Source organism: Mariniradius sediminis (genome assembly GCF_021491425.1).
Lineage (GTDB): Bacteria > Bacteroidota > Bacteroidia > Cytophagales > Cyclobacteriaceae > Mariniradius > Mariniradius saccharolyticus.
Genome location: NZ_JAKEVZ010000008.1, coordinates 143,897 through 167,318, shown reverse-complemented (window position 1 = coordinate 167,318; position 23,422 = coordinate 143,897). Strand labels below are relative to the sequence as shown.

Below are 23,422 nucleotides of genomic sequence, written 5' to 3'. Positions count from 1 at the left end.
AAAAAAAAGGTGTAGAAACGACCTACACCTTCTGCCTTAATCTTTTTCCACCCAAACCGGGTACATATGTACACATACAAATCGTGAATTGAAAAGACCAAAGCTGCCGCTTTCATTACCGCGCCTATTTCGATACGTTTATGATAATCGTGTCCTCATATTGAAAATCCTCAGCCGGTAATTCACCTTTTACCACAATCGTGTGTTTGCCTGGTCCTAACTTCTTGAGCATCATAAAATACCCATCCATCAATCCCTGTTGCGGACTCCCTGTAACGCAGGGATCAAAGCATTGGGCTAGTTCGGGATTTCCTGTAAAGATGAACACGCCGGTATTTTGTCTGTATTTTTCGATACTTTCAATTTCACGACCATCTATAATTACAGTTACGGACTCGAACGGATCGATTATCCCCTTGGCCGTTTGTTCCAAAAAGTCTTCAATACTCTGTCCCTCCGCGGGTTCCCACTCAAACTCTGCTGGACAGGGATAATCGTTGAACATGAAAAGTGGAGAGAGGAATACATACGTATCTTTGGAAATCGTGTACTCGGCGGGGGCACTTCCTAGGGAACCAAAAGGGGCCACCACTTTGTCGGCCAAAGGCAAAAGTCCATTGGCATTTACACTTTCACAATCCAAGGAAATGACGGTCTTTCCGAAAATTTCAGCCCAATCAGCGGTGGATTTCCCAAAGAGATGGGCCGTAACAGGAAATACAGCCGATGGATTAATCCTTGCTGTAGGATCCGTTAGCTCCGCTTCAGCAGTGACGATCGAGTCCTTCTCGACTACCGACACATGGTTAGGTTCTTCAGTTTGACAAGAAGCAAAAAGCAACATGAGGACAAGGCAAATCGCCGTGCCATTTTTCTGGAAATTGAGGGTTTTCATTGTGATTGAATTTGAAGTTTTGACCTACTCTTTTGAAGGATTTTCGGCAACCTCCTTTGAAAAGGGGAAAAACAGAAATCAACTAAAACGGACTGTGAAAATGTTTGCAAGAATTCCAACTGCTACTCGCAATTGTTACAAAATCCAATAATGAAGCTTACCAAATACGCGGCACTTGACTGATTTTCAAATGGAAAAAAGCTACTGGGAACTAAAAAACTGAAATCAAAATCGGAAGCAAAATGTGGTTTGGTTTTAGGGGCGTGAGTATGTATAGCCTAATTTATAACTCAAACACTGTACAGGTTAGGATTTTTTTAAATTCATATTTTTTATCATATTTATAAATTATTTTTATTTATTCAAAAATAATTCCAATAATTATTTGCACTATTCTACTGAGTCTTTTGATGGAAAACCGCCTGGTACGAATTATAGATTTTCAGCCGTGGACTGGGCGGGTGCCGATAGCTTTCAACACGCAATTCCACTAATGTTTTCAACCCGATTTTTAAATCGAATACCCTACAGAATACCACAACTGACTTTAGTGGAAGGGAAGGAGAATTACATATTCATAAAAATAGAAAGGCGAAATTGCATCGTCGATAGCGAACGGGACATGCCTAGCGCCTACATCATTTTTATCCAGGTGAAGGGTTCCTCTAAATTAGGTTCCTGTTTAAAACACTGATTACCAATTTCTTAACTGTATCCATCTCCTCTGGTTTGCTGGAAGCAATAAACAAGGTCAAGCTGGCCAAAGCATCGTTACTGATAATTATTTCCCCATTCCGGTCTCGAAGCAGGTCATTTTTTTGCAGAAAGAAAAGAAAACATGCCGCTGCTATTCGTTTATTTCCATCCACAAAACCATGGTTCTTGATAATCAAATAAAGAAGTGTAGCAGCTTTTTCTTCTAGGGTTGGGTAAAAATCTTCTTCACCAAAACCTTTACCAATTTGGGCTATTGCACTTTCAAAACTTCCATCCTTTTCTTTCCCAAAAACTCCGGATTCAAATTCGGATTTCAGTGATTGAACTATACGCTGGTAATCCATTACAGTTGGGTAGATTGCTTGCCTTTTGGTTAAGCCCTTTTTATCCAGATTCTCATGATCATAATCATCCAAAAGTTCGAGACCTTTGGCGAAGTGATTTAGCCAAACCAAATTCCCATCATCGGCTTTTTGTTCTATAACTCTACTGAGAATTCTGATTCCATCCTTAAGTGTCCGGATTTCTTGCTGTTTTTGTGCCAGTCTTTGTTCGTTGATAGCGTAGCCCTGTATGAGATAATTCTTTAGTTGCCTCGTTGCCCATTGACGAAATTGAATCCCTCGCTTAGAATTCACTCTATATCCAACTGAAATAATCGCATCCAGATTATAGAATTTAACTTTCCTCCTAACCATTCGCCCGCCTTCTTGTTGAACTACCGAGGATTCCTCGGTAGTTGAACTTTCTTCCAACTCCTTTTCTTTGTAGATATTCTTTAGATGTAAGCCAATAGTGTCTGAGTCTTTTTCAAAAAGAGCTGCCATTTGCTTCTGATTCAGCCAAACCGTCTCTTGATCAAACTTCACCTCGATTTGAGTCTGACCGTCACTCCCTTGATAAATTTCGATTTGGTTATCCATTCCTGCCTTGATTATCTATAAAATGGCGGATGCAACTGGAATAGCTACCCCTAAATAAACCTACTTTCTGGATCCAGATGTTCATCGCTGAGATATTCCACCCTCCTATTTCTACCATCCACAAAAACGATCGGGATGTGATTGGAAATGACCCCCCAAATACCGCAACGGAATATAGTTGAAGGGCAGGTGAATTACAAATTCATAGAAATAGAAAGGCGAAATTGCATCGTCGACTGGCATCGGGATACGCCCAGCCGCCACACCAATCTAATCACAGGTGGAGAAGATTTCAGTATAGATATCGAACGGAATACACCTAGCGCATTCGTCAGTTTTCACTCAGACTGGGCCAAATCACGGCAATTCTAAAGACTTCCTAAATGAAGCCGCTTCATCCCAAACAACATAAAGTTGATAAACGAAAACCATTGCAAAAATCAATTTGAAGAACATAAATTCCATTGCAGGTTTTATCTTGGAATAACCTGGTTTAAAGGATTCATCAATTTTCTTCCCAAAAATGAGTAATTGGACTTTTGAAAGTGTCCGGAAAATTGGCAACGCAAGTGAGAAAAACAACAATCCGTTGAAAGTGCTTTTCGGCATGGTTTGAAAAACTACAACATCAGTCTGGATCAGAATTAAAAAAAAGGCAATCATTACAGATCCTAGAAACAACAATCTGTATGAGTTTTTGGCTCTGGCTTGCATTAAGGAATACACGGTAAAATTGGTCACCAAAAACAAAAAGGAGATGAGTACTTTTTCAATCATCATATTGTTTTCCTTCTAGATAGAATTTTCAACAAGATTTTACAACCGCCACTTTTCATCATAATTTCATTCCGACTGCGTGTTACGGCTGCCGTTAGTTAATCCCACCGAACCCTACCCCCCAATCTCCTGGCACAGTTCCACCAAGACGCCGTTGGTGCTGCGGGGATGCAGGAATACGATCAGCTTGTTGTCGGCGCCCTTTTTGGGGGTCTCATGCAGGATTTCGAAGCCCTCGCCTTTCAGCCGCTCCATCTCCGCATAGATATCGGCGACGTCAAAGGCGATGTGGTGGATGCCCTCGCCCCGCTTGTCGAGAAACTTCGCGATCGGGCTGTCCGACCGCGTCGCTTCCAACAATTCGACCTTGGTCTCCCCGACTTGGAAAAAACTGGTCCTCACGCCCTCGCTTTCCACGCCTTCCTCCTTGTAATGTGCCTTTCCGAGCAGTTTTGCAAACAACTCGTTGGCTGCTTTGAGGTCACGGACGGCGATACCCAAATGCTCGATTTTTCTCATCCTGATAATTTTTTACATTTGTATTGAATCATTTCAAAAACAAGCATGTTCACTCATTGCTTGCCAAATTAAGCATAAAACTCACTTCCATATGATCACAGTTTCAGAAAAAGCCAAAGACCAGATTTTGACGCTTAGGCAGGAGGAAGGACGCAGCTCGGACGAAAACATCCGGGTTTCTGTCAAAGGTGGCGGCTGTTCGGGCCTGATGTATGACCTTGGATTCGATGCGAAAGTAGTGGAGACGGACCACGTGTTTGAGGACAAGGGCATCAAAATCATCGTCGACAGAAAAAGCCTGCTGTACCTGGCGGGGACTGTTTTGGAGTTTTCCGATGGCCTCAACGGCAAGGGCTTCCAATTCATCAACCCCAATGCCTCTCGCACTTGCGGATGCGGGGAAAGTTTCTCGGTCTAAAAAAAACCATCCAATCGCCGGCCCAACAGCCGGCTTTTTTGTTAGTACCTTGGCGGCCTTTTGTTACCTTTGCCGCCAGAAAATAAACCCTCGTCATGACAGAAAATATCAAAAACATCCCCCTCAACGACCTCCATGTCAGTTTGGGAGCCAAAATGGTTCCATTTGCCGGATTCAATATGCCCGTCAGGTACAGTTCTGATATCGAAGAGCACCAAACCGTGCGCGAAGGGGTTGGGGTTTTTGACGTATCCCATATGGGGGAATTTATCATCAGCGGCCCCAAAGCCTTGGATCTCATCCAAAAAGTCACTTCCAACGACGCATCCAAGTTGGTCATCGGACAGGCGCAGTACTCCTGCTTCCCCAACGACCGAGGCGGTATCGTCGATGACCTGATTGTTTACAAATTGGAAGATGAAAAATACATGCTCGTGGTCAATGCTTCCAATATCGAAAAGGACTGGAACTGGGTGAAGCAACACAACACCATGGGTGCCGACATGAAAAACATCTCCGATGAAATCTCGCTTTTTGCGATACAAGGGCCTAAAGCCGCCGAGGCGGTTCAATCCCTGACCGCGGTGGATTTGTCGGCGATCAAGTTTTACCACTTCACCGTGGGCGACTTTGCCGGGGCCAAAGATGTGATCATCTCAGGCACGGGCTATACCGGTGCAGGCGGCTTTGAGATCTATGTCAGAAACGAGGATGCGGAAAGGGTATGGAAAGCCATTTTTGAAGCAGGAAAGTCCCATGGTATCAAGCCAATCGGCCTCGGTGCAAGAGATACCCTGCGCTTGGAGATGGGCTATTGCCTGTACGGCAACGATATCAACGATGAGACATCGCCCTTGGAAGCCGGATTGGGTTGGATCACCAAGTTCACCAAGGATTTTATCAACTCGGAAAACCTGAAAAAACAAAAAGAAGCGGGTGTTTCCAAAAAGCTGGTGGGCTTTATCCTTCAGGAAAAAGGCATTCCCCGTGCCCACTACCCCATCGTCAATGCGGCGGGTGAAGCCATCGGTGAGGTGACCTCCGGTACCATTTCCCCAACCATGGGAGTCGGCGTAGGCCTTGGCTACGTCCGGTCAGAGTATGCCCAACCCGGTACCGAAATTGCGATCACCGTGCGGAACAAAAACCTGGCCGCGAAGGTCGAAAAACTTCCACTTTACAAGAAGTGAGCATCCGAAGCCAAGACCATTTCCAAGCTCCTATGAAAAAAGTAGAAATCTGCGTCAGTCCAGAACTGCTGCATTTGTATGAAGTAGCAGGCAAAAACGTGGTGATCGTGGACATTTTCCGGGCCACTTCGACCATGATGGCCGCCTTGGCCAATGGCGTAGCCTCGATCACCCCCTTTATGGATTTGGAAAGCTGCCGTGCCAAAGCCGCCGAGGGCTACGTGATCGCCGGCGAACGCAACGGGCTGACCGCGGATGGTTTTGAATTGGGGAATTCCCCGATTGCCTATTTGGATGGTGCCTATGCGGGCAAGAAAATCGCCATGACCACCACCAATGGCACCCTTGCCATAGAGAAAACGAAGGCTGAGGCGACAAGGGTGATTATCGGCGCATTCGTCAACCTAAAGGCAACGGCAGATTTTTTGATCGGACTTCCCGAGGATGTCTTGATCCTGTGCGCAGGATGGAAAGGAAAGTTCAACTTGGAGGATTCGCTGTATGCGGGTGCTTTGGCGGGTTTGCTTTTCCCGCAGTTTGACACGGACTGTGATACGGTTTTCGCGATGAAAAACCTTTATCAGGACAATGCCCATCGCCTCAACCTGTTCTTGGGACAAGCGTCGCACGCCAAGCGGCTGCAGAATCACAATATCGAGGCGGATATAGATTTTTGTCTCACACTCAATAAATATGATTTGCTTGGGATTCTGAGTGGAAATGAACTGATTGCTCAAAAAACCAAATAAAATATCAGAATCGATGTAGGTAAATACTTAAACAAATCAATTTTATCTACCTTTGCTCCAAGCGCAAAACAAATCCTTCCCAACCGAAAACCAGCCATCAAAATATGTCAGAGGTCAAACTCTTTTCCGGTACCAATAGCCTTCAGCTTGCAGAAAAAATCGCCAAATACTATGGAAAACGACTTGGCGACCTGACCATGTCGAAATTCAGCGACGGCGAACTTTCCCCTAGCTTCAACGAGTCAGTCAGAGGATGCACGGTCTTTTTGATCCAATCCACCAACCCCACGGCGGACAATCTCCTCGAACTTTGCCTGATGATCGATGCGGCCAAAAGGGCCAGTGCGTACAAGGTATGTGCCGTAATCCCGTATTATGGATATGCCCGTCAGGACAGAAAAGATAGACCGAGGGTCTCGATTGCCGCCAAATTGATTGCCAACATGCTTACCTCAGCTGGCGCAGATAGAATCATGACCTGTGACCTCCATGCTGGACAAATCCAGGGTTTTTTCGACATACCTTTGGATCATTTGAACGGATCAGCTATTTTTGTGCCCTATTTGGAAAGGCTGAACCTTGACAACATGATTTTCGCTGCACCGGATGTGGGCGGAGTCGCGCGGGCAAGGGCATATGCAAAGCATTTCGAAGTAGAAATGGTTGTCTGTGATAAGCACAGAAAAAGGGCCAACGAAGTCGCATCGATGCAGGTAATCGGTGACGTGGAAGGCAAAGACGTCATATTGATCGATGACTTGGTCGACACGGCGGGCACACTTTGCAAAGCAGCCCAAATCCTGATGGAAAAAGGCGCAATCTCAGTCAGGGCTATTGCCACTCATGGTGTACTCTCTGGAAAAGCCTACGAGAATATCGAGAATTCTGTCCTTAAGGAGCTTGTCGTCACCGACACGATTCCGATGAAACAGACTTCTTCCAAAATCAGGGTATTGTCAGTAGCCGATCTGTTTGCCAAAGCCATCCACGCAGTGACCGGAAATACATCCATCAGTGCGTTGTTCATCTAGAATTTCAATCAATTATATACACTTAAAACAAATTTTATGAAATCAGTAGAGATTATAGGGTTTAAAAGAGCAAATCTCGAAAAAGGGGACTTGAACCAAATCCGTGAAGAAGGCAACGTTCCATGCGTAGTTTATGGACCTGCCCTGAAAGAGCAAATCCACTTCTACACGCCAGCTATTTTGTTCAAAGACCTCGTTTATACACCGGATGTACACATCGTAGACCTGAATATCGAGGGTGAAAAGATGAAGGCAGTTTTGAAAGACACCCAGTTTCACCCAGTGAGCGAAATGATGCTGCATGCCGACTTCCTAGCTTTCAGCCCGGAAAAACCGATCAAGTTTGAAATCCCGGTCGAAATCGTAGGTACAGCACCCGGCGTTCAGAAAGGTGGAAAGTTGGAATTCAAAACCAGAAGATTGGCAGTGAAAGGTTTGGCAGCAAACCTTCCCGATAAGATCCAAGCTGATATTTCAAATTTGGACTTGGGCAAATCAGTGAGAGTAAGTGATGTCAAGGCTGAGGGCTTTGAAATCCTTACAAGTCCAAACGTGACCATCGCGACTATCGGTATTCCAAGAGCATTGAGAGGCAAGAAAGAATAGTAACTTCTTCCAATCCAAAATCAGATTCCTGCCCCAAAAAGGCAGGAATCTTTATTTTTGCACACCTTACCAGAAACTTACACCATGAAATACCTCATCGTCGGTCTTGGCAATATTGGCCCCGAATACGAACTGACGCGGCACAATGTCGGCTTCCTCACTGTGGACCGCTTGGCAGACCGGGAAGGCGCCGATTGGAAAAGCAACCGCCTTGCCTTTACCGCCGAATTCAAACACAAGGGCCGGCAGATTCACTTGATCAAACCCACCACGTACATGAATCTCAGCGGGAAGGCGGTTAATTATTGGATGAAGGAATTGGGAATTCCCAAGGAAAACATCATGGTGATTGTGGACGATGTCGCGCTGCCTTTTGGAAAACTGCGCATGCGTGCCAAAGGCTCATCCGCCGGGCATAATGGCCTAAAGAATATCGAAGAACTGCTTGGTGGCCAGGATTATCCACGCTTGCGGTTTGGCATTGGGGATAATTTCCCAAAAGGACGGCAGGTTGAGTATGTTTTGGGAAGATTCACTGCGAAGGAATTTGACGAACTCCCGATTTTCATGGACAAGGCCATCGATATGTGCCTTAGCTTTTGCACCATCGGCATCCATATGACCATGACGCAGTTCAATGAGTGAAGGGACTTGGTGGTTAGTGGTTATTGGTTATTGGTTATTAGGTAAAAAGTCCATAGACCATGGTTTTGGGTTGGTGGGTCGAAAGACATCCGTCTATGGAAGGGATTGGGGTCAAGGGTCCGTAGCCAAAAAATTCACCCAAGATTTCCCAAATCAGACTCCAGGGATTGAATTCCCGATACCCGACCTTAAATCCGAGTTACGTTTCTTTCTCTTGCTTCTTGGTTCTTGCCTCTTGCCTCTTGCTTCTTGCTTCTTGGTTCTTGTCTCTCGCATCTCGTATCTCATATCTCATATCTCCCATCTCAAGTTCAAATCAATTTCCCCACATCCTTGCAATTCCAAGCCCTGATGCATTACTTTGCAGCACTTCAGGAAACTGATTTATAAAGAAGAGGCGAGAGAACAGGCTCGACGACCCTCTGGCAACCATTCAAAAACTATGAAAAGGTGCCAAAACCTGCCCATCTGGGAACTATAAATTGGAGATTATGACAAAGCTTTCTGTTCTTAGCCAACTTCGATCACTGGATTTTTTTAGGCTTGAGGCCTTTTCCCTGAGGATTATACAAAGACTTTCCAATCCGAAACCCACCAACCATGGACTATCGTCTATGGACTATTGTCTATTTACCACCAACCAATAATTACTCCCCACTCCAAACCTATGTCCCATTTCGAAACTGACGCCATACGGCTTTCCACTTCCAAATCCAACCAAAGGGAACATTCCGCCCCGATTTACCTTACCTCAAGCTTCACGTTCGAATCAGCTGAGGAAGCCCGTCAAATGTTTGCGGAGGAGATCGAGGGAAATATCTATTCCCGCTACGCCAATCCCAACACTTCCGACTTAATCCAAAAAGTCTGTGCCGCAGAAGGGACCGAAGCCGGAATTGCTACAGCTTCAGGGATGGCCGCGATGTTTGGAAGCATTGCCGCACTCCTGCAGCAAGGTGACCATGTCTTGGCATCCAGATCGCTATTTGGATCTACCCACCAGCTATTGACCCGCGTGTTTCCAAAATGGGGCATTACCTCCACTTATGGGGACATTTCGGATATCCAAAACTGGGAAAGCCTCCTGAGGCCAAACACCAAGATGCTCTTTATCGAAACCCCCTCCAATCCAGGTTTGGAGATCATAGACCTCGAATGGGCAGGTAAATTCGCCGAAACACATAACTTGATTTTGGTGGTCGACAACTGCTTCGCAACACCCTACCTACAGCAGCCTGCCAAATGGGGTGCACATATCGTGACACATTCGGCTACCAAGTACATCGATGGACAAGGCCGCGTTTTGGGCGGATTGATTTTGGGGAAAAAAGAACTGATCAAGGAAGTGGAGTTCTTTGCGAGGCATACCGGCCCGGCCCTCTCCCCTTTCAATGCCTGGATGCTCGCCAAAAGCATGGAAACCCTGGCTGTCCGCATGGATCGGCATTGCAGCAATGCACTCCGGGTTGCACAATACTTCGGGGGAAACAAACATTTGGATTTTGTGAAATATCCTTTCCTTCCTTCGCATCCACAGTTTGACCTGGCAAAAAAACAAATGAAGCAAGGAGGAGGCATCATTACGCTTTCCCTAAAAGGAGGTATCCAACGTGCCCAAAGGTTTATCGATTCCCTTCAGATGGTCTCTATCACGCCCAATCTTGGCGACAGCCGCAGCATTGTGACGCATCCGGCTTCCACCACACACAGCAAACTTACCGTGGATGAGCGGCAACTGGTGGGGATTTCAGACGGCTTGGTGCGCCTCTCGGTAGGCCTTGAGCATGTGGACGACATTATCCAAGATGTGGAAAGGGCATTGGATTTATCGACACAATGATCACTACTTTCAGTGCATCGTGTAGCGTTTCCAACGAGTAAGCCGTCATAGGAATACAAATCCATTACCCATGAAAACCTACCAAATTCTGATTGCGGCTGTGCTTGTCTTTTTGGCGGCTTGCCAGCCTTCCGAAGACCTGAAGCCCATTGAACCAAATCTCCGTACCCTATCCGCTGCAGAAGTCGAATTGTCCGATGCAAGCGGCAAGTTTGCCTTGGATCTTTTCCAGCAGCTTTACGACCCGGCGAAAACCAACCAATTCTTCAGCCCCTATAGTATCCATCAGGCACTTTCCATGACCATGAACGGCAATGAGGGCGATGTGCTGAAGGAATTTGTCGATGTACTGCGCTATGGAAACATCAGCCTCGATCAAGCAAACGCTGGCAGCAGAGATCTTCGGGAATTTTTACTGCAAGTAGATCCGAAAGTCAAATTGGCCATTGCCAATGCCATTTGGTACAAAAAAGAATACCAAGTGCAGGTTCCCTTCAAACAGACAGCACAGGAATATTATGATGCAGAGATCGCGGGATTGGACATGCTGGATCCGCAATCTGTTAACATAATCAACGATTGGATCGAAAAGCAGACCAACAACCTAATTCAGGATATGTTGGACAGAATTCCTGAAAATGCCGTCATGTACCTGGTCAACGCCATCTATTTCAAGGCAGACTGGAAATACCAGTTTGAAGCAAAAAACACCAAGAAGGAGCCATTTTTTCCTGCCCCCGGCCAAAGCGTACAAGTAGACATGATGGATCTTGGAAAAGCTTCCACGTTTAAGGTGGCTTTTGTCAATGGCTTCCAATACATAGAAATCCCCTACAGCACCGGCCAATACAGCATGGGAGTCCTCTACCATCCACAAGGCAATATCAATGAGATCGCCCAGCTCGTAAACTGGGAAAACATCCAATCATGGCGCAGAAACAGCACCGAGACGAATCTGATTCTGAAAATGCCAAAATTCAAGCTGCGGCAGAAGATGGGCAACATGAAGGACGATCTCATAGAAATGGGATTGGTAAAGCCTTTCTCCTTTAGCAGGGAAAACTTCACCAAGCTGTTTTCCAATCCCACGGATGAACTAAAGATCAGCCGGGTCATCCATGATGCCATGATAGAAGTGGATGAAAAAGGCAGCGAAGCCGCTGCGGCCACCGTCGTGGAGGTTGTCGAGAAAACGTCCGCGGGACCACCGATACCCCAGGTGCTGGTATTGGATAAGCCATTCATCTTCTTTATCCAAGAAAAACACAGCGGTGCTATTCTTTTTATGGGTAAATTGGGGAATCCTTCGATAATTTAGTTTCCGCAAATGCATGGTCAGAATCCTGCTTCTTTTGCCATTCTTGATCCTAGCTTCTTGTTCCAATGAAAAAGAACTACCTGAGCCAACCTGTGAGGTTAGCTATTTGTATGCGATATCTGGGGAACCGACGTCACTGACACCTATCACAGGCGTGTTATGGGTGGAGTTTTTGGATTCTGAGAATTTGGAAACCCAAATCCGATCTCTTTTTGATCGGTATGAGTTTTTAGACGAAAAATTGTTCCCTGTAGGAAATTTCTCAATTAGGGTTCCTTTTGGGTTAACATCCAAAGAATGTGATGACCTTTATCAATCTTTGGAAATCCTCAATCAGGATGAATTTGTTGCCGCGGCTACACCGAGGTTCAGACTTGATAGAAATGGAATAAATGACCAGATTCCATGGACTTTGGTCAACGGAATTTCAATCCATCCAAACAACGAAGGAGATATACCTGCAATCTTGGAATGGGCATTCGACAACGGATTGGATTGGGAGTCATCAACTTATTCGACTCAAAGTTTTGTGGTCAAAGATGTGAAAACTGGCTTTGAACCTCTGGAAATAGCCATAAAGGCACAAAAAGAACTGGATGTCAGTTGGGCTGCCGCAAACTTTATCGTACCAATCATGAGGTGGCCATGAAGTTTTTCCCTTTTTGATAACATCCATCATTTTCCCGAAATCAGACCTTTGATCCATGATGTCATGGTCAAGCCCGATGAATAAGGAAGAGACGCCGCAATTTCCACCGTCGTGGAGGTTGTAGAAAAGTTATCCGCTCTACCGCCGATACTACATTTTCTGGTGTTAGACAAGCCCCTTATCTTCTTTATCCAGAAAAACACAGCCGTGAAATCCGATTTTTGGGTAAATTGGGGAATCCAAACCAAGGACCACCGATGATAAAAGAAGACAATTGGAAGGAAGAACTCGAACTTTTGAGATCCATTTTGGCCGAGACAGAAATGGAACGAAGCATCAAGTGGGGCATCGATGTGTACACTTACAACGGGGCCAATCTTGTAGGAATTGCACCCTTCAAATCCTATGTCGGACTGTGGTTTTACCAAGGCGTATTTTTGTCAGATCCCTTGGGAGTGCTCAACAATGCCCAAGAAGGTAAGACCAAAGCCATGCGGCAGTGGCGCTTTGCATCCAAGGAAGATATCAATCGAGATCGAGTCCTATCCTATCTACGTGAGACAATCGAAAATGAAAAGGCTGGCAAGAGATGGGTGACGGAAAAGACCACCGAACTCGATCTACCAGAAATCCTCGAAAAAGCCTTAGCGGAAAATCAAGATTTACAGGAGGCCTTCGAAAAGCTAAGCCTTTCCAAAAAGAAAGAATTTGCGACCCATATCAATGAGGCAAAAAGGCTGGAAACCCAAATCACAAGACTGGAAAAAATCACCCCAATGATCAAGGCTGGAATAGGACTTAATGACAAATACAAACCCCGCTAACCATGGCTGAAAACAAGACAAAAGAAACCTCCGCATCCGTGGAAGAATTTATTGCTGCTTTGGCGTCAAAACAGCAGCAAGCCGACAGTAGAGAGTTGATCAAGATATTCGAGGATGCCAGCGGCTATCCTCCGAAAATGTGGGGACCATCCATCATCGGTTTCGGTAGCTATCACTACAAATATGCCTCTGGACATGAAGGTGATGCACCTTTGGCAGGATTTTCCCCCCGAAAAGGGTCCATCAGCCTTTATATGTCATGCGATGTCAGGGGCCAACATGCAGACCTACTCTCCAAACTTGGGAAACACAAAGCGGCAAAATCCTGCGTATACATCAATAAACTGGCCGATGCCAATCCAGAAATTATCGCAAAAATGGTCAAGGCAAGCATACAGGAAACCCTCGCACTTTACCCCCAGCAATGACCCAGCATCCTTAACTTTACTAAGACCTTTTTTAAATTAGCCCGATTGGTTTTCAGGAACTTGGAATTTGAGTAATTTTCTATTTCAAATATGAAACGGCGTATCTCCATATTTTTCCTGACGTTATCAGTGGCACTGATGATGGGGCACAACCTCATCCCACATTGCCATCACGGGCATAGTGGGGATGAGCATAAGGCAACGCCCGAAAATCCAAACGATCAACTTCATTCGCATGAAGGTTTGTTGGGTAACATCTTCTCTCTCGTAGCACACAACCACGCCGGAATGGTTTATTTCGACCATTTGGAAGTGGATGTATTGGTGAAGAAGAAGTCAGAAAAAAAAGCTTCTGTGGCTTTTTTCCACCAAACCTTGTTTTATGATTTTGTGGCCTTACAAAGCCAAGATTGGGCACTTCCGCCACCCGATTTCCATTTTTCAAACCAATCTGATATTCGGGGCCTCCGTGCGCCTCCTGCACTGGGTTAATAATTCCCCACTCAGGACACTGCTGCTATGCCTTCCAGTGTAACCGGGATTTAATTACACACCGACATTTGATTTCAGATCAAGTTCCAAAAGCTGCGTCGCGGTTTTCGATTAAAAAATTCCCTTATGGGCCGATTGTGGAAATGAACCACTCCGAAGGCCCCGGGGGAATCGAAGGCAGTTTTGGAACCAAAAAACCATTCAAAAATGAAAAATCCACTCTTTTATTTGATCGGCATTTTGTGTGGCCTGGCCTCGTGCCAATCCCCCAATGAGCATAGCCAAGATGACGGGCATGATCATTCACACGAAGTCGCCTTGGATACAGAATCGATATCACTCACAGCCTATTCCACCAATGCGGAGTTATTCGTCGACTTTCAACCCCTGATTCAAAATCAAGAAAACACCCTTCACATCCACGTCTCCCTAATAGGAACCCGGTTCCTACCAGCCGAATCCGGCAGCGTTCGAGCAATTCTTTCAATCGATGAGAAAAAAATTGAGGGAAAAGCAGACAAGCCCTCCGAACCGGGAATATTTCATGTAGATATCCAACCTCAGGTTGCCGGAAATGGTATGTTGGAGATTCATTTTGAAGGAGAGATGGGAAAAGAAACTTTTGAACTGGGACAGGTCGAAGTCTTTTCCAGCAGGGCAACTGCAGAACTTCGCAAAAAGGAATCGGCTTCAGGAACTGAAATCACCTACCTGAAGGACCAATCATGGGGTACGGAGTTCCTTTCCGTCCCAGCGGCTGAAGTCCCATTTCAGGAAATCATCAAAACCACGGGAACGATCCTCTCTGCGCCTGGTGACGAAACAGTGCTCACTGCCAAGTCCAGTGGAACGGTCTTATTTTCAGGAAACAAGACCATCATCGGATCTGCAATCTCCGCCGGGGATAAGCTGTTTACCATCGCCGCCTCCGACCTTACCCAATCCAATCCTGAGGTAATTTACCTGGAAGCAAAGTCTAACTTCGAGCGGGCCAAAGCTGAATTTGAAAGGGCGCAGGCATTGCTTCCAGATAAGATCATCTCGGAAAAGGATTATCTCAGTGCCAAGACTGCATACGAGCAGGCACAAAACACATACAAGGTCGTTGCCAAGAACTATTCAGCCGCAGGTCAAGGTGTGGTCTCTCCCAGTACCGGCTTCCTTAAAAACATCCTCGTATCCGAGGGGCAATTTGTCGAAGCAGGTACGCCATTGGCACATATTTCAAAAAATAAAAAGCTGCTGCTTCAGGCACAGGTTTCCCAAAAATACTTCCAGAAACTCCCGGAAATCTCTGGTGCCAATTTCAAAATGGCCGGACATCCTGAAGTATTTAGTACAAAAAGCATGAACGGAAGGGTCGTTTCCTTTGGAAAAACCACTTCGGCTGCTTCCCCATTTGTACCGATTACCTTCGAAATCGACAATGTCGGACAAATTATCCCCGGCGTCGTGGTCGAAGTCTTTCTTAAAACCAATGCGAAGGAAAATTCCGTTGTGATCCCGCTTGAAGCGTTGATGGAGGAGCAAGGATTGTTTTTTGTGTTTGTCCAAAAAGGTGGGGAAACCTTCGAAAAACGGGAAGTCAACCTTGGAGGCACAGATGGACAAATGATTGTAGTCAGAAGCGGATTGAAGGCCGGAGAGCGTGTCGTTAGCAAGGGTGCGTACGCCATCAAATTGGCGAGTGCCTCAGGCGAACTTCCCGAACATGGCCATTCGCATTGATTTCATCAGGTTTTTTCACTCCAAACAGAAATCACATGCTGAACAATATCTTAAAATTTTCCCTAAATAACCGCCTCATCGTCTTGGTGGGTTTTGCGCTTTTGTCGCTATTCGGCACCTATGTCGCTTTCGATATGGATGTGGACGTGCTTCCGGACTTGACCGCGCCGACAGTTGTCATTCTAACCGAAGCGCATGGGATGGCTCCTGAGGAAGTTGAGCGCCTTGTTTCGTTTCCGCTTGAAACGGCCGTCAACGGTGCCGCCAATGTGCGTCGGGTCAGAAGTGCGTCGACGACCGGCTTTTCGGTAGTTTGGGTCGAGTTTGAATGGGATACGGATCCATTCCGCGCGAGACAGATCGTCAATGAGAAAATGGCCACTGTGACTGACAAGCTCCCTTTAGGTGTAGGCACGCCCGTGATGGCCCCCCAATCCTCCATCATGGGAGAGATCATGTTTGTCAGCCTTACCGCAGATAGCACATCCAAAATGGACTTGAGGACTATAGCCGATTGGGTCATTCGTCCACGGCTGCTTTCGACGGGGGGCGTAGCACAGGTAATCGTCTACGGAGGCGAATACAAGCAATACCAAATCCTGGCTGACCCACAAAAGATGCTCTACTACGATGTCAGCTTGGATGAACTTGTCAAAGCCGGCACCGAATCAAACGGCAATTCGGCAGGTGGATTTATTTATAACTATGGAAACGAATACACGATCAAAGGCATTGGAAGAACCAACAGCGTTGAGGAAATTGGCCGTGCCATCATCAAAAAAACCGATGGCCATGTCATCCGGATCGAAGATATAGCCACTGTACAAATTGGCGCTGCCCCAAAAATCGGTGACGCCTCCAACAATGGACAGCCGTCTGTGGTACTCTCCATTTCAAAACAACCCGAAGTCAACACCCTCCAATTGACGCAAAAAATCGATGATGCGCTTCTTGATCTGAAAAAAACACTCCCTGCTGACATCCATATCGATACGCGCGTCTTTAGGCAGGCTGATTTCATCAATAACTCGATCAGCAACATCCAAAAAGTGCTTTGGGAAGGAAGCGCCTTCGTGATTATTGTTTTATTTCTATTTCTGATGAACTGGAGGGCGACCGCCATTTCGCTTCTTGCGATTCCTATTTCCCTGCTGGTGGCGATTCTCACACTGAAATGGCTTGGCTTCACCATCAATACCATGAGTCTCGGCGGCATGGCCATCGCTATCGGAGACTTGGTGGACGATGCCATCATCGATGTCGAAAACGTCTTTAAAAGATTGAAGGAAAACGCCAAAAAGCCACTCTTGGAACAACGGGACAAGTTAACTGTCATTTTGGACGCCTCATTTGAGATTCGGCATTCCATCATCAATGCGACCTTCATTATCATCGTGGCCTTCATGCCGCTGTTCTTTCTTTCGGGAATGGAAGGAAGACTGCTGATGCCCTTGGGAATTGCATTCGTAGTTTCCCTGTTTGCTTCCTTGGTCATTGCCATAACACTCACCCCGGTACTTTGTTCCTATATGCTCTCTAGTGAAAAAAGCCTCCAAAAACAGGAGAAAGAGAGTTGGCTGGTCCGACACCTCCAAGACTATTATGGGCGGTTTTTGGAATGGGCACTTGGGTACAAGAAATATTTTATCGGGTCAGCTTTGGCAATGTTCGTTTTGGCCCTTTTAGCCTTTTCGCAATTGGGAAGAAGTTTCCTCCCCGAATTCAATGAAGGGTCATTGACAATCACTGTGATTGCGAAGCCGGGATTGTCACTGGACGAAAGCAATCGGATTGGAACGCGAGTGGAGAATGCACTCCTTTCGATCCCGGAGATTATTTCCACCACGAGACGAACGGGCAGGGCCGAGTTGGACGAACATGCCCAAGGTGTAAATTCCTCGGAAATCGAAGTGCCCTATCGCCTAGAGGAAAGGGAAAGGGATGAATTTATGGCGGAGGTCCGTGAGAAGTTGGGGAAGATCAGTGAGGCCAATGTCATCATTGGGCAGCCAATTTCGCACCGGATCGACCACATGCTTTCGGGTACCCGCGCCAATATCGCCATTAAGATATTTGGCTCAGACCTCAATCGCCTCTATACCATTTCCAACCAAATCAAAGCAGAAATCCAGCAGATCCCGGGTTTGGTGGACTTGCATGTAGAGCCGCAGATCGAAATACCCCAAATCCAAATCAAAGCCAACCGTGAACTCCTCAGCCAACATGGCATCAGCATAGGCCAGTTCAACCGTGTCGTTGATGTCGGGATTGCTGGAGAAAAAGTTTCTGAAATCTACGAAGGAGCCCGGTCTTTTGACCTCGTCGTACGTTTTGATCCAGCTTATAGAAATTCCCTTGAGAGCATTTCCGAGTCATTAATCGATACCGGTGACGGAGAAAAAATCCCGCTCTACTACGTATCCGATGTAGTCAGCCGCAGCGGCCCAAATACAATCAACCGAGAAAATGTCCAAAGAAAAACAGTCGTATCCGCAAACGTCACCGGTCGGGATCAAAAATCAGCAGTGGACGACATCCGCAATACGATCGAGGAAAAAATCAAACTTCCCGAGGGCTACCATATCGAATTGGGCGGACAGTTTGAAGCAGAGGAGGCAGCGAGTACGACCCTATTAGTCACGTCGATTTTTGCCGTATTGGTGATTTTCTTGATTCTATTTCAGGAATTCAAAAGACTCAACATCGCCGTCATCATTCTACTCAATTTGCCTTTGGCGCTGATTGGCGGGATTCTTTCGATTTATTTCACAAATGGAATCTTGAGTATCCCGGCCATTATCGGATTCATCACTTTGTTTGGCATTGCCACTAGAAATGGGATTTTACAGGTTTCGCGGTATGAGACCTTGCGTGAAGAAGGACTCGGATTGTATCAAACAGTAGTTACCGGTTCCAAAGACCGACTCAGTCCGATCCTGATGACGGCGATAACCACGGCTTTGGCATTGATTCCCCTGGCATTGGCGAGCGACCTACCTGGCAACGAAATCCAAAGCCCGATGGCAAAAGTCATCCTAGGCGGTCTTACCACTTCTACCCTACTCAATATCATCATCGTGCCGATGGTGTATTTGATCGCACACTCAGACAAGAAATCATCATGAAAAAGATATGCTTCCTTTTGACCGCTTTAGCCATTTGTTCTAGCGCACACGCTCAAGACATTGAATCGGTGTTGGCGTCAGTGGCCGAGAACAATAAGACCCTTATCGCCGCGCAACAAAACCTGGAAGCCAAAAAAATGGCCTTCCGATCCTCGCAGCCCCTTTACAATCCCAATGTGGAATATGACTACATGAAGGGTTTTCCGGAGACAGCCGGTAACCAACAGGATTTGCTGGTCAATCAGGCATTTGATTTCCCTACTTCTTACGGCATCCGAAAGAAATTGGCGGGCCAATTGGATGCCCAATATGAATTTGAGTACCTATCCACCCGACAGTCTGTCCTGCTGGAAGCCAAAACCACCTGCCTTGGGTTGATTTTTGCAAAAAAACTCGACCCCCGAATCCAGGAACGGAAAGCAATGACCGAACGCTTATTGGCGGATTTTGAGAAGAAACTGCAAACTGGTGATGGCAATATCCTCGATGTGAACAAAGCCCGACTCCAATTGATCGAGATCAACAAGGAATACCAGATGAACCAGGCGCTAATCCGTCAGCTTGAGGAAAAACTTGAGGGATTAAACGGAGGAATCCCAATGCCTTTCATCCAAAAAGAATATGCAACCGCGGAAGTTTTGGGTAGCCTGGAGGATCTATTTGCTGAGATCCAAGCCATGGATCCGATGATGCAATTTTACATTCTCGGAAATAGCTCCGCAGAAAAACAGGTAGAGTTGACCAAATCCCTTGCATTGCCCAAATTGGAGGCCGGTTATCGGCAGCAGGCGATTTTGGGGCAGAGCTTTCAAGGCTTCCACATCGGTACCACGATCCCCCTGTGGGAAAACAAATACCAAGTGAGGCAAAGCCAACAGGAAAAGACCTTTTCGAGTCTCGTGCTACAAGATTACAAGAATGAGCGCTACTTCACGCTTCGTCAGCAATCCGAAAAATTAGAGAAGCTAGGAATGACTCTGGAAGAATACCATTCCGTCCTTTCGGCATTGAACGATATCGAATACCTCAACAAGGCGCTTTCGGTGGGCCATATTTCCACGATCGAGTACTTCTTGGAAAGCAATTACTTCTATTCGGCCTTTACCAATTACCTAAAGACGGAGCATGAATACCAGATTCTATTGGCTGAGATACTACGGCACCGACTTTAGAAGTAAGCTCTCCAAAGGAATGGCATTTAAACGGGCCAAACGGATATTGAAAAATCGGAATGGACTGGCTGGAATATCCACCTACATCAAGAAAAAACGGTCATTAAGCTGGCACATGCTGGTTCAATTTACATCAGCCTCCCAAACTAATCTCCCTGCCTTCTTTTGCAAACTCAAAGGGTAGTGAATGATGAAATTTTTTGGCCAGAACGGTGTGCAGTTCGTCCAACCGATCATCTGTGCGCCCCGGGTCGTGATGGGTGAGTATCAGCCGCTTCACATTTGCCAATTTGGAAAATTCCAGCGCATCTTCCATGCTGGAGTGGCCCCAACCTTTCCTTTTTGGGTATTCCTCGGCAGTATAATTTCCATCGTGCAGCAGAAGATCGACCTGATCAGCCAATTCAAAACCCGATATCCATTTAGGGTCATGTATTATTCCACTCTGGCCTAATGCGGGCTCGTGGTCGGGTATATAGGCCATGGACGCATTTTTTCCTGTTACCTTATACCCGACTGTAGGCCCTGTGTGGATCACATATCTTGAATCGACCAGAAATGGGCCGATCGAAAACTGGCTGTTGGAAATCTCATGTAGCGTCAACTCACATGGCAGATCACGTAGTAACACCGGGAATAGCGGAGGCGAAAGATACCTACTCAGACGCGCATGCAAGGTATCAGTCGAGGTAAATGGTGCCCAGAGATGCACCTCGATATCGGGTTCAAACAAAGGCTTGAAAAAACCCAGACCCTGGATATGGTCAAGATGAAGGTGCGTCAGTAAAATATCAATCCGACCAGAAATACCCAACGGAGGATGCACTTTTTGGATTCCCGTGCCGCCGTCAAGAATCAACATATGTCCATCTTCTTCTACTGTGACGCAGGAAGTATTACCACCATAGCGACTTGATTTTGGGTCGGTGGTGGGAATAGATCCGCGCGTTCCGTTGATACTGACTTTCATGAGTCTTTGTTTTCCCAAAAAATGGCTACCGCACCCAAAAATGCTCCTGTCCTTCCAATCACTGGGTATGAAGTCACAGAAATCTTCTCAGCCTCACCTTGAAGGCTCTCTATCCAAAACACTTTATGATGAGGAAGTTGATCATGGATTGTCTTCACCAAGGGAAGGTGTTCAGGTGGCAAAGGTCGCCCTTTTTCATCCAAGGGCTTGAATATCGTACCCCATTCGGACACAGGCATTTCCCCCGTGCTTTCGAAGGAAGTTCCGAGGATTTTTTCTGCAGGCTCATTGTAAAAAATCAAATTGCCAACCGTGTCTGTAATAAAAACTGGAATCGACAAACAATCAGCTAACTGCCGATTGAGGATGATCTCGATGTCGTAGGAGGCCATGTTGGGTAGTGGTTGACTTACATAAATTTAGAGAAACATTTTTGAATAATCTTCTTTTGGAAAAGGATTGATTCCAGACTAAATCTATAAAGAGTTCTTGAGCAAAGCATATGACGTTAGCATAATAAAATCCGCGATAACCTGCCCGACTTCGTAACTGTCTCGTCACCAAAAAATCAGCTCTATTTTCCCGACAAGTACCAAATCAAAAAAAGCAGCTATTTCTAGCTGCTTTCAAAAGTCGGGGTGACAGGATTTGAACCTGCGACCACACGCCCCCCAGACGTGTACGCTAACCGGACTGCGCCACACCCCGAAATTTATATTAATATTTTACTCTTTGACTCGACGTGTGCGGTAACCGTCCCGATAGCCATCGCGGATGCGCCACACCCCGAAATCTATGTTAATATTTTACTCTTTGACCCGACGTGTACGCTAACCGTCCCGATAGCCATCGCGGATGCGCCACACCCCGAAATTTATGTTAATGCTTTATTCTTTGACTCGACGTGTGCGGCAACCGTCCCGATAGCCATCGAGGATGCGCCACACCCCGAAATTTATGTTAATATTTTACTCTTTGACTCGACGTGTGCGGTAACCGTCCCGATAGCCATCGCGGATGCGCCACACCCCTAATTCGGGTTCGAAATTAGTATTTTCCCAAGGAAATGAAAATCCAGAGCTGAAATATTTGGCCGAATGCAGCCGTGAAATGTGGCAATACTCCGAAAATCATCCACGGTGCCTTCCAAAAATCAATTGGTTAAATGATTTTGGTCAGCGTTTGTTTTTGAGGTTAGAGGTAGTTTCGATCTATAGAATCAAATGAACCCATGCCATGAAAAAGAGAGAACCTGTCAAGGAAATCATGACCAAGGAGGTCTTTTCCGTACAGGAAAACCAAAAACTATCCACGGTTTTAGAACTGTTTAGAAAACATAAAATCAGGCATTTGCCCGTACTCAACGGTAAAAAAATCAGTGGAATTATCAGCAGGACGGATATCAATCGGCTTACATTTGGTGCCTTGTTTGAAAATCAGGAAGGTGCTGATGAGGCTGTGTTGGAAATTTTGAGCATACCGCAGGTCATGACTTCGAAGCCGCGGGTCGTTCAACAGGATGATACCATCAAATCAGTCGCGGAGATTTTCGCTTCGGAGGAATTTCACGCCTTACCGGTTGTGGAGAATGAGGAGTTGAGGGGAATTGTGACTACTACGGATGTTATCCGCTATATGCTGGACCAATATTAGGAATTGCTATCCTCTACCTTGGTGGCTTCAATAGGTGCAATATGAATCAGTTCATTGCAATGTGAACAGAGTACAGCTTTTGGCTTGAATCTCCTTGCCTGTTTCAAAGCTTCCGCTGAGGTCACAAACGGCCCAAGGTAACTTCTCTCCGCAAGTGAGGGTATTTTTGGGCAATTTCTCTCATGAATCTCAAACTCTCCGGTGGCCGTACTCTCTGACGAAAGGTAAAAGAACTTCATGTAATTAGATTTTTAAGCGATTCAAAACTAATTAATCCCAACATTATAAAAAATACTCTGATCAAGGTATTTTTAAAAGTTTGCCTACATTTTTTTAAACGAAATCTAATTTTTAGACAAAAAAGTCATTTAATCACTAATAATATATTTCTCGCTTTGTCTCGGCACGCCTCATCGGCATAGAATTGATCGTTGAAAAAATAAGCTTCCAGTCAGGAACACCCTTGCCCGATAGTTTGACTCCGCCGTCAAGACCTACCAATACCCAACTCCCAGGAGAAACATCGTGAAATTTGCCATTTAGGCTGTGGACAAAGTCTGGATGAATGGGATGCGGGAAATTGGTTTTGAGATCTTTGTCCAAGTTGAACCAGACGAGTTTCAATTCCTGCATTTCCTCTTCCAATCCCGCCGCATCAATGGTTTTTCCCTTTTCTGGAAAATATACCAGAACCCGGTTCTTCCATTGCAAGTCCTGAATTGATTTCAATTCCATCGTTTGAATCACAGAAAA

Annotated in this window: 24 protein-coding genes, 1 tRNA gene and 1 riboswitch; of the genes, 16 read left to right on the top strand and 9 right to left on the bottom strand. The window is 45.9% G+C overall.

The window, feature by feature from the left end:
• Nucleotides 1–124: 124 nt before the first annotated feature.
• The 4 genes from L0U89_RS11940 to mce all read right to left on the bottom strand — a co-directional run bounded on the left by L0U89_RS11940 (nt 125) and on the right by mce (nt 3,831).
• Entirely contained in the window at nt 125–895 is a 771-nt protein-coding gene (locus L0U89_RS11940; RefSeq protein WP_234861728.1) for a hypothetical protein, read from the bottom strand.
• Between the two features lie 665 nt (nt 896–1,560).
• The gene (locus L0U89_RS11935; RefSeq protein WP_234861727.1) at nt 1,561–2,535 is read right to left on the bottom strand and encodes a virulence RhuM family protein/type II toxin-antitoxin system death-on-curing family toxin; all 975 of its coding nucleotides are present in this window, start codon (nt 2,533–2,535) and stop codon (nt 1,561–1,563) included.
• 357 nt (nt 2,536–2,892) lie between these two features.
• On the bottom strand, nt 2,893–3,315 hold the full coding sequence (locus L0U89_RS11930) for a hypothetical protein (RefSeq protein ID WP_234861726.1): 423 nt from the start codon (nt 3,313–3,315) through the stop codon (nt 2,893–2,895).
• Between the two features lie 111 nt (nt 3,316–3,426).
• Nucleotides 3,427–3,831 (bottom strand): methylmalonyl-CoA epimerase, encoded by a 405-nt coding sequence (gene mce, locus L0U89_RS11925; RefSeq protein WP_234861725.1) that lies wholly within the window; start codon nt 3,829–3,831, stop codon nt 3,427–3,429.
• 91 nt (nt 3,832–3,922) lie between these two features.
• Between mce and L0U89_RS11920 the strand changes: the two genes are divergently transcribed.
• The 15 genes from L0U89_RS11920 to L0U89_RS11850 all read left to right on the top strand — a co-directional run bounded on the left by L0U89_RS11920 (nt 3,923) and on the right by L0U89_RS11850 (nt 20,046).
• Nucleotides 3,923–4,249 (top strand): HesB/IscA family protein, encoded by a 327-nt coding sequence (locus L0U89_RS11920; RefSeq protein WP_008630760.1) that lies wholly within the window; start codon nt 3,923–3,925, stop codon nt 4,247–4,249.
• Between the two features lie 95 nt (nt 4,250–4,344).
• Nucleotides 4,345–5,439 (top strand): glycine cleavage system aminomethyltransferase GcvT, encoded by a 1,095-nt coding sequence (gene gcvT, locus L0U89_RS11915; protein ID WP_234861724.1) that lies wholly within the window; start codon nt 4,345–4,347, stop codon nt 5,437–5,439.
• 32 nt (nt 5,440–5,471) lie between these two features.
• Complete coding sequence (locus L0U89_RS11910; protein WP_234861723.1) at nt 5,472–6,188, top strand: 2-phosphosulfolactate phosphatase; 717 nt, start codon at nt 5,472–5,474, stop codon at nt 6,186–6,188.
• Between the two features lie 104 nt (nt 6,189–6,292).
• Nucleotides 6,293–7,219, top strand: a complete 927-nt coding sequence (locus tag L0U89_RS11905; protein ID WP_234861722.1) for a ribose-phosphate pyrophosphokinase — start codon at nt 6,293–6,295, stop codon at nt 7,217–7,219.
• Between the two features lie 36 nt (nt 7,220–7,255).
• Nucleotides 7,256–7,825 (top strand): 50S ribosomal protein L25/general stress protein Ctc, encoded by a 570-nt coding sequence (locus tag L0U89_RS11900; RefSeq protein ID WP_234861721.1) that lies wholly within the window; start codon nt 7,256–7,258, stop codon nt 7,823–7,825.
• 84 nt (nt 7,826–7,909) lie between these two features.
• On the top strand, nt 7,910–8,470 hold the full coding sequence (pth, locus tag L0U89_RS11895) for an aminoacyl-tRNA hydrolase (RefSeq protein WP_234861720.1): 561 nt from the start codon (nt 7,910–7,912) through the stop codon (nt 8,468–8,470).
• Nucleotides 8,471–8,851: 381 nt separating this feature from the next.
• Nucleotides 8,852–8,954: riboswitch (SAM riboswitch) on the top strand.
• A 183-nt stretch (nt 8,955–9,137) separates the two neighbouring features.
• On the top strand, nt 9,138–10,310 hold the full coding sequence (locus tag L0U89_RS11890) for a trans-sulfuration enzyme family protein (RefSeq protein WP_234861719.1): 1,173 nt from the start codon (nt 9,138–9,140) through the stop codon (nt 10,308–10,310).
• A 70-nt stretch (nt 10,311–10,380) separates the two neighbouring features.
• Nucleotides 10,381–11,628: a serpin family protein gene (locus L0U89_RS11885; protein WP_234861718.1), complete on the top strand. Its 1,248-nt coding sequence runs from the start codon at nt 10,381–10,383 to the stop codon at nt 11,626–11,628.
• Nucleotides 11,629–11,641: 13 nt separating this feature from the next.
• A complete protein-coding gene (locus tag L0U89_RS11880) occupies nt 11,642–12,277 on the top strand; it encodes a hypothetical protein (protein ID WP_234861717.1) in 636 nt (211 codons plus the stop codon).
• A 257-nt stretch (nt 12,278–12,534) separates the two neighbouring features.
• Complete coding sequence (locus L0U89_RS11875) at nt 12,535–13,101, top strand: YdeI/OmpD-associated family protein (protein ID WP_234861716.1); 567 nt, start codon at nt 12,535–12,537, stop codon at nt 13,099–13,101.
• 2 nt (nt 13,102–13,103) lie between these two features.
• Nucleotides 13,104–13,529, top strand: a complete 426-nt coding sequence (locus L0U89_RS11870; protein ID WP_234861715.1) for a DUF1801 domain-containing protein — start codon at nt 13,104–13,106, stop codon at nt 13,527–13,529.
• A 90-nt stretch (nt 13,530–13,619) separates the two neighbouring features.
• Entirely contained in the window at nt 13,620–14,021 is a 402-nt protein-coding gene (locus L0U89_RS11865; RefSeq protein ID WP_234861714.1) for a hypothetical protein, read from the top strand.
• A 207-nt stretch (nt 14,022–14,228) separates the two neighbouring features.
• Complete coding sequence (locus L0U89_RS11860; protein ID WP_234861713.1) at nt 14,229–15,749, top strand: efflux RND transporter periplasmic adaptor subunit; 1,521 nt, start codon at nt 14,229–14,231, stop codon at nt 15,747–15,749.
• Between the two features lie 35 nt (nt 15,750–15,784).
• Nucleotides 15,785–18,874, top strand: coding sequence for an efflux RND transporter permease subunit (locus tag L0U89_RS11855; protein ID WP_234861712.1), 3,090 nt, complete (start codon nt 15,785–15,787; stop codon nt 18,872–18,874).
• On the top strand, nt 18,871–20,046 hold the full coding sequence (locus tag L0U89_RS11850; protein ID WP_234861711.1) for a TolC family protein: 1,176 nt from the start codon (nt 18,871–18,873) through the stop codon (nt 20,044–20,046). The genes L0U89_RS11855 and L0U89_RS11850 overlap by 4 nt, the downstream gene beginning before the upstream one ends.
• Nucleotides 20,047–20,179: 133 nt before the next feature.
• Here L0U89_RS11850 and L0U89_RS11845 read toward each other — a convergent pair whose 3' ends face one another.
• From L0U89_RS11845 to L0U89_RS11835, 3 genes are all read right to left on the bottom strand, one after another.
• Nucleotides 20,180–21,016, bottom strand: coding sequence for an MBL fold metallo-hydrolase (locus L0U89_RS11845; RefSeq protein ID WP_234861710.1), 837 nt, complete (start codon nt 21,014–21,016; stop codon nt 20,180–20,182).
• Nucleotides 21,013–21,408 (bottom strand): PAS domain-containing protein, encoded by a 396-nt coding sequence (locus L0U89_RS11840; RefSeq protein WP_008630702.1) that lies wholly within the window; start codon nt 21,406–21,408, stop codon nt 21,013–21,015. The genes L0U89_RS11845 and L0U89_RS11840 overlap by 4 nt, the downstream gene beginning before the upstream one ends.
• A 241-nt stretch (nt 21,409–21,649) precedes the next feature.
• Nucleotides 21,650–21,724: transfer RNA gene (locus L0U89_RS11835), tRNA-Pro, on the bottom strand.
• 528 nt (nt 21,725–22,252) lie between these two features.
• Here L0U89_RS11835 and L0U89_RS11830 point away from each other — a divergent pair.
• The gene (locus tag L0U89_RS11830; protein WP_040481300.1) at nt 22,253–22,669 is read left to right on the top strand and encodes a CBS domain-containing protein; all 417 of its coding nucleotides are present in this window, start codon (nt 22,253–22,255) and stop codon (nt 22,667–22,669) included.
• Here the strand turns inward: L0U89_RS11830 and L0U89_RS11825 are convergent.
• Both L0U89_RS11825 and L0U89_RS11820 read right to left on the bottom strand, forming a co-directional pair.
• Entirely contained in the window at nt 22,666–22,908 is a 243-nt protein-coding gene (locus L0U89_RS11825; protein ID WP_234861709.1) for a hypothetical protein, read from the bottom strand. The genes L0U89_RS11830 and L0U89_RS11825 overlap by 4 nt on opposite strands.
• Before the next feature lie 136 nt (nt 22,909–23,044).
• The gene (locus L0U89_RS11820) at nt 23,045–23,404 is read right to left on the bottom strand and encodes a DUF4174 domain-containing protein (RefSeq protein ID WP_234861708.1); all 360 of its coding nucleotides are present in this window, start codon (nt 23,402–23,404) and stop codon (nt 23,045–23,047) included.
• Between the last annotated feature and the right edge of the window lie 18 nt (nt 23,405–23,422).

Coding starts and splice junctions, on each gene's coding strand:
- L0U89_RS11940 (WP_234861728.1), bottom strand. CDS start 895: ATGAAAACCCTCAATTTCCAGAAAAATGGCACGGCGATTTGCCTTGTC.
- L0U89_RS11935 (WP_234861727.1), bottom strand. CDS start 2,535: ATGGATAACCAAATCGAAATTTATCAAGGGAGTGACGGTCAGACTCAA.
- L0U89_RS11930 (WP_234861726.1), bottom strand. CDS start 3,315: ATGATGATTGAAAAAGTACTCATCTCCTTTTTGTTTTTGGTGACCAAT.
- mce (WP_234861725.1), bottom strand. CDS start 3,831: ATGAGAAAAATCGAGCATTTGGGTATCGCCGTCCGTGACCTCAAAGCA.
- L0U89_RS11920 (WP_008630760.1), top strand. CDS start 3,923: ATGATCACAGTTTCAGAAAAAGCCAAAGACCAGATTTTGACGCTTAGG.
- gcvT (WP_234861724.1), top strand. CDS start 4,345: ATGACAGAAAATATCAAAAACATCCCCCTCAACGACCTCCATGTCAGT.
- L0U89_RS11910 (WP_234861723.1), top strand. CDS start 5,472: ATGAAAAAAGTAGAAATCTGCGTCAGTCCAGAACTGCTGCATTTGTAT.
- L0U89_RS11905 (WP_234861722.1), top strand. CDS start 6,293: ATGTCAGAGGTCAAACTCTTTTCCGGTACCAATAGCCTTCAGCTTGCA.
- L0U89_RS11900 (WP_234861721.1), top strand. CDS start 7,256: ATGAAATCAGTAGAGATTATAGGGTTTAAAAGAGCAAATCTCGAAAAA.
- pth (WP_234861720.1), top strand. CDS start 7,910: ATGAAATACCTCATCGTCGGTCTTGGCAATATTGGCCCCGAATACGAA.
- L0U89_RS11890 (WP_234861719.1), top strand. CDS start 9,138: ATGTCCCATTTCGAAACTGACGCCATACGGCTTTCCACTTCCAAATCC.
- L0U89_RS11885 (WP_234861718.1), top strand. CDS start 10,381: ATGAAAACCTACCAAATTCTGATTGCGGCTGTGCTTGTCTTTTTGGCG.
- L0U89_RS11880 (WP_234861717.1), top strand. CDS start 11,642: ATGGTCAGAATCCTGCTTCTTTTGCCATTCTTGATCCTAGCTTCTTGT.
- L0U89_RS11875 (WP_234861716.1), top strand. CDS start 12,535: ATGATAAAAGAAGACAATTGGAAGGAAGAACTCGAACTTTTGAGATCC.
- L0U89_RS11870 (WP_234861715.1), top strand. CDS start 13,104: ATGGCTGAAAACAAGACAAAAGAAACCTCCGCATCCGTGGAAGAATTT.
- L0U89_RS11865 (WP_234861714.1), top strand. CDS start 13,620: ATGAAACGGCGTATCTCCATATTTTTCCTGACGTTATCAGTGGCACTG.
- L0U89_RS11860 (WP_234861713.1), top strand. CDS start 14,229: ATGAAAAATCCACTCTTTTATTTGATCGGCATTTTGTGTGGCCTGGCC.
- L0U89_RS11855 (WP_234861712.1), top strand. CDS start 15,785: ATGCTGAACAATATCTTAAAATTTTCCCTAAATAACCGCCTCATCGTC.
- L0U89_RS11850 (WP_234861711.1), top strand. CDS start 18,871: ATGAAAAAGATATGCTTCCTTTTGACCGCTTTAGCCATTTGTTCTAGC.
- L0U89_RS11845 (WP_234861710.1), bottom strand. CDS start 21,016: ATGAAAGTCAGTATCAACGGAACGCGCGGATCTATTCCCACCACCGAC.
- L0U89_RS11840 (WP_008630702.1), bottom strand. CDS start 21,408: ATGGCCTCCTACGACATCGAGATCATCCTCAATCGGCAGTTAGCTGAT.
- L0U89_RS11830 (WP_040481300.1), top strand. CDS start 22,253: ATGAAAAAGAGAGAACCTGTCAAGGAAATCATGACCAAGGAGGTCTTT.
- L0U89_RS11825 (WP_234861709.1), bottom strand. CDS start 22,908: ATGAAGTTCTTTTACCTTTCGTCAGAGAGTACGGCCACCGGAGAGTTT.
- L0U89_RS11820 (WP_234861708.1), bottom strand. CDS start 23,404: ATGGAATTGAAATCAATTCAGGACTTGCAATGGAAGAACCGGGTTCTG.